The organism is Cobetia sp., assembly GCF_983723665.1.
The window spans coordinates 4,697-9,489 of the sequence record NZ_CFDJES010000074.1 but is presented as its reverse complement, the minus strand read 5'-3'; the positions used below and the strand labels follow the sequence as shown (position 1 = coordinate 9,489).

The following is a 4,793-nucleotide window of genomic DNA, read 5'->3' as shown; positions in this document are numbered from 1 at the left end:
CCACGTCAGCCGAAGCCAGCCAGCGCTGCTTGAGGGTCAGCAGGCCGAAATTTTTGTCCGCCTCGGCCGCGCGGAAGCTGGCCATGAACGGCAGCAGCACGATGGGATACTCAAGCCCCTTGGACTTGTGGATGGTGACGACGCGCACCAGCCCCTCATCACTTTCCAGTCGCTGACTGAGGCTGTCGCTGTCCAGCGCTTCATGGCCGGATTCCAGCGCCTGATGCCACCAGCGCAGCAACGCCTGCTCGCCATCGAGGCGCTGGGCAGCATTCTGGGCCAGCTCGCCAAGGTGCAGCACATCCGTCAGGGCGCGCTCGCCCCCGGCGCGCGCCGCCAACCGTTCCCCGACCCGGAAGTCACGCATCACGCCGCGCAGCATCGGCAGCACGCCGCGCCGCTGCCAGTCGCGGTGATAGCCATCGAAGCGCTCGACCTCACGCTCCCAGGCCAGCTCATCCACCGCGAGGCGTTCGACCAGCGAGAGATCCTGGGCCAGCAGCCGCGTCGCCAGCGCCGCGCGCAGACGGCGGTCATCACGCGGATGGGCCACGGCCTCGAACAGCTGCAGCAGCTCGAAGGCCTCCGGCGTGTCGAATACCGAGCTCTTCTCGCTCAGATAGACGCTGCGGATGCCGCCTTCGGCCAGCGCGCCACGCACCGCCGCGGCCTCGCGGCCGTTGCGCACCAGCACGGCGATATCGCTGGCGGCCACGCCACGTGGCGTCGCATCGCCTTCGTCCATGAGCACCAGTCCCGGCTCGCCCGCCGCCAGACGCTGCTGTCCTTCCAGCAAGGCCTGGATCTGGGCGCGACAGGCACCACTCATGGCGCGGCGATGGTCATCGGCGCTCAGGCGCTCACCGCTGGCCCACCACAGGTTCAGCGCGCAGGCGGCCTCTTCGCGGCCATCCGGATGACGCAGTACCAGCCGGGTGCGCGTGCCCTGGGCCTCGACCGGCTGGAAGGGAATGTCCTCACTGCCGAAGGGCGCCTGATGCTGGGCGAACAGGGCATTCACCGCGGATACCATCGCGGCGCTGGAGCGGAAGTTGCGCGGCAGGGTGAAGCGCGAGCTGGTGACCTTGCGCGCCGCCAGATAGGTGTCGATATCGGCGCCGCGGAAGGCATAGATGGCCTGCTTGGGATCACCGATCATCAACAGCGTGCTGGGCGCCTCGCCAGCATTGCCATTGACGGCATCGTTGCCGATGGCATCGTCGTCGGACGGAGCATCGCCCGCCGTCTGCGGATAGATGCGCCGGAAGATGCGGTACTGGACCGGATCGGTGTCCTGAAATTCGTCGATCATCGCCACCGGCAGCTCCTGACGGATCTGGCGCGCCAGTCGCTGGCTGGCCTCGCCATTGAGCGACGGGTCCAGTGCGTGATCGAGATCATTGAGCAGGTCCGAGAATTCCCACAGCCCGAGGCGGCGCTTCTCGCAGATCAGGGCGCGGGCGACGCTGTCACGCGCGTGCACGGCGACCTGATCCAGCAGTACGGCGTCCGGGGCGGGCACCTCGGCCAGCCTGTCCAGCGCCGCGAAGAAGGGATGGCGCGGCGTCTGGCAGTTCTTCTTGGTGCCCTTCTCGAGCTTGGCCTGACTCAGCCAGCACAGCTTCTTGCTGTCGAGCATGTCGGCGGCGAAGTCGTGCTCGCCGCTGGCCAGCCAGGCGGCCGTCGCCGCCAGGCGGGGCTCGAGCTCGGCCTCCTTGTAGCTGTTGCCGTTGAGCGCCTTGTTGGCGAAGGCCTCGCCCATCACCGCGCGGATGGCCGCCTCATCGAAGCTTTCCTCGACGGCGCGACGGGCGGCCTCCTGCTGCTGACGCCACTGTTCGGCATTGCCGAGCAGCTCGCTCAGGTCATGCGGGGCCTCAAGACATTCGCCGTCGCGGTACAGCGGGCGTGGCGTGCCATCCCGCAGCAGGCCGCGCAGCTCTTCTCCCAGCGCGTCGGGCCCGGCCCAGCGCCCACGGATCAAGGCCTGCCACTCACGGGCCAGCGGATAGAACTCGCAGCGCCAGTAATCCTCGACGCAGCGCGCCAGCAGCGACTGGCCATCCTGCAACAGCTCGGCGCCGAAGCGCCCGCCGGCATCGAAGGCATGCCGGCTGAGCATGCGCTGGCAGAAGCCGTGGATGGTGAAGATGGCGGCGTCATCCATCAGGCGCGCGGCCTGATCGAGGCGCCGTGCCGCGGCAGCCTTGAGGCGCGCTGCGTCCTCGGCAGGTGATGATGTCAGCAGCGGCGCGAGCAACTCGGCCAGCACCGGATCAGGACTGGCACGCTCCAGCAGCGCCTCACGCGCCTGCTTGAGGCGCGCTCGAATGCGGTCTCTAAGCTCCGCGGTGGCGGCTTCGGTGAAGGTCACCACCAGAATCTCTGGCGGCGTCAGCGGGCGCGGATAGCAGACGCCCGCGTCCTGGCCGGGCAAGGGCCCGAGCACCAGCCGCACGTAGAGCGCGGCGAGGGTGAAGGTCTTGCCGGTGCCGGCACTCGCCTCGATCAGATGCTGACCGAGCAGCGGCAGCGTCGGAATATCGAGGGCCTGGCCCTGCTGGCTCTGATCCATCTCGTCACACATTGCCGCTTCCTTGTCCTGAGCGATGCCACTCCTCACGCCACTCTCCACACCGCGCATGTCTTCCACTCCGGTATCGCTCATGACGTCGCCTTCCCGGTGGCAAGCTCCACCGCGCGTTCGCCGAGAATGCCCTGACGCACACCGATCATGCTCTCGATCAGTGGCTGATAGAGCTGCACGCTGTTGAGCACGCCGCCGGCCTGTGCAAAGGCCTCGAACTCCGGCCACAGCTCGCCCAGCGCGCCTTCCTGACGTCTGAGCGCCTGGGGGCCCTTGAAGATGTCTTCGCTGAAGCGGGTTTCCATGGCGCGCGTCAGGCTGTCGGCAAGCCAGGGCTTGTGAATGGCCCCGAGCGCCGTCTCAAGGTTTGCGCTGCCGTCAGCGGCCTGCGCCTTGAGCGCACCGAACAAGGCATTGCGATCCTCCTCGCCCACCACCTCCCAGAGGGTGGTCGCCAGTTCCAGCGCGGCCGCCAGCGGCGCCTGCCAGCCCTGGGCATACGCCTTGACGAGATGGCGCAGCGCGGCCTCGGCCTGCTCGATGCGCAGCGCGGGGAACAGCAGCCAGCGGTCCTCGAACACCACAAGCCACTGATAGCCTTCACGGCTTGCGCCCTGATCGCCTGCCACCTCCCCGAGGCCGGGACGCGCATTGGCCATCAGCCAGTCGAGATAGCCGGCCAGCAGACGATGCGGCTTGCCGAGCTTCTTGTAGCGCCCTTCCTTGCCGGGCTTGAGGGTGCCGAAGTGGGTCGCCTCCAGCGTGGCCAGCAGGCGGCTTTCGCCCTCGGCGTCATCGCGCAGCTGCTGACGGCTGATCAAGCGCGTGGTGAGAGTCACGCGCAACATCTCGCCGCCCTCATCCTGCATGATCAGCGGTACCTCGAGGGTGCGCGGCGGCAGCGAGATGGCATCGCTGAGCTGGTCACGCCAGCTGGCCAACTGCTGGTCGAGACGCTTGAGGCGCGGTTCGATCAAGGCATCGGCAAAGCCCAGCGCCGGCAGCCGCCCTGCCCGGCGCAGACGTTCGGCGGCCAGCGGCAGTGACTGCCCGGCAAGCGCGGCGTCCAGCAGCTCGCGAGTCAGGGTGAAGTTCTCCAGCCCGTCGGGGGCGAAGGGTTCGTTGTCTTCATCCGGCACCTCGGCATCGCGGAAGCGCACGCCAACGCGGTCCAGCCCCAGCTGCCAGGGGCGGCGCAGGAAGCGCGCCAGCGAATCGGCGCCGAGGCGCAGATGGGACTCCGGCGCCTGCTCCACCAGCTGCCTCAAGGCAGTCGCTGCCGCCGCTTGCACCTGACTGGCATTGCTTGGGTTTTCCTGAAGTGTTTCAGGCACTTGAGCCTGCCCCGCCGCGCGATACAGGCTCGACCAGCTGGCGTCATAGCTGAACAGATCGACGACCGCCGCCTGGGAGGCATGGAAATAGCGCCGCGAGAACGGCTGCAGCGGGTGTTCGGTGATCAGGCGCTCTCGCAGCGCCGCCTCCCGCGAACGCTTGGCGGAGTGCGGCTGCTCGGGCTCCCAGCCCAGCTCGATGTAGTCGAGCAGTTCACCGACCAGCACCGAGGGCGGCCGCTCGCCGTTGTCGCGCTGGTCACGCCCGACCCACGAGATCGACAGGCGATCCCGCGCCGCCAGCAGCGCCTCCAGGAACAGGTAGCGATCATCGTCGCGGCGTGAACGGTCGCCCGCCTGCGGGCGGCTGGCCATCAGGTCGAAATCCTGCGGCATGCGCACCCGCGGATAGTCGCCATCGTTCATGCCCAGCAGGTGCACTTCGCGGAAGGGAATCGCACGCATCGGCATCAGGGTGGCGAAGTTGACCCGCCCGGCGAGAAAGCGCTGGGCGAGACCGCCGCTGTCCAGCTCGCCGCGCAGCGCCTCGCGCACCACCTTGAGCGACAGGCAGCCCTCGAAACCGGCCTGCTGCCAGCCCTTGTCGAGGCGTGAGAGCGCCGCCTGCAGGCGCGCCAGAATGTCGAATTCCTCGGCGCTGTCCGGGCTGAGGCTCTCCTCCCACAGCCGCTGCAGCGTGGTGGCCCAGTCCGCTGGCGTGCGCGAGGTATCCAGCCAGCGCCGCCAGCGATCCAGGCTCTCGATCAGCTCGCCGACCTTGCCTGCCAGCTCGGCCTCGAGACCGGCCACTTCATCGAAGGGCACCACGCCGTCGAAGCTCAGGCCGTTCATGTCGACAAGGCCGTCCATCA

General features: G+C 68.3%; 1 protein-coding gene and 1 pseudogene. Both read right to left on the bottom strand.

Annotated features, from left to right (window positions below; all coding sequences use genetic code 11):
- A partial coding sequence (locus AC4FAH_RS09140) for a UvrD-helicase domain-containing protein (protein WP_490245927.1) occupies positions 1 to 2,668 on the bottom strand: 2,668 nt, incomplete at its 3' end.
- A pseudogene (locus AC4FAH_RS09135) lies at positions 2,665 to 4,793 on the bottom strand (hypothetical protein); the annotation flags it as partial. The gene AC4FAH_RS09140 and the pseudogene AC4FAH_RS09135, both read right to left, overlap by 4 nt.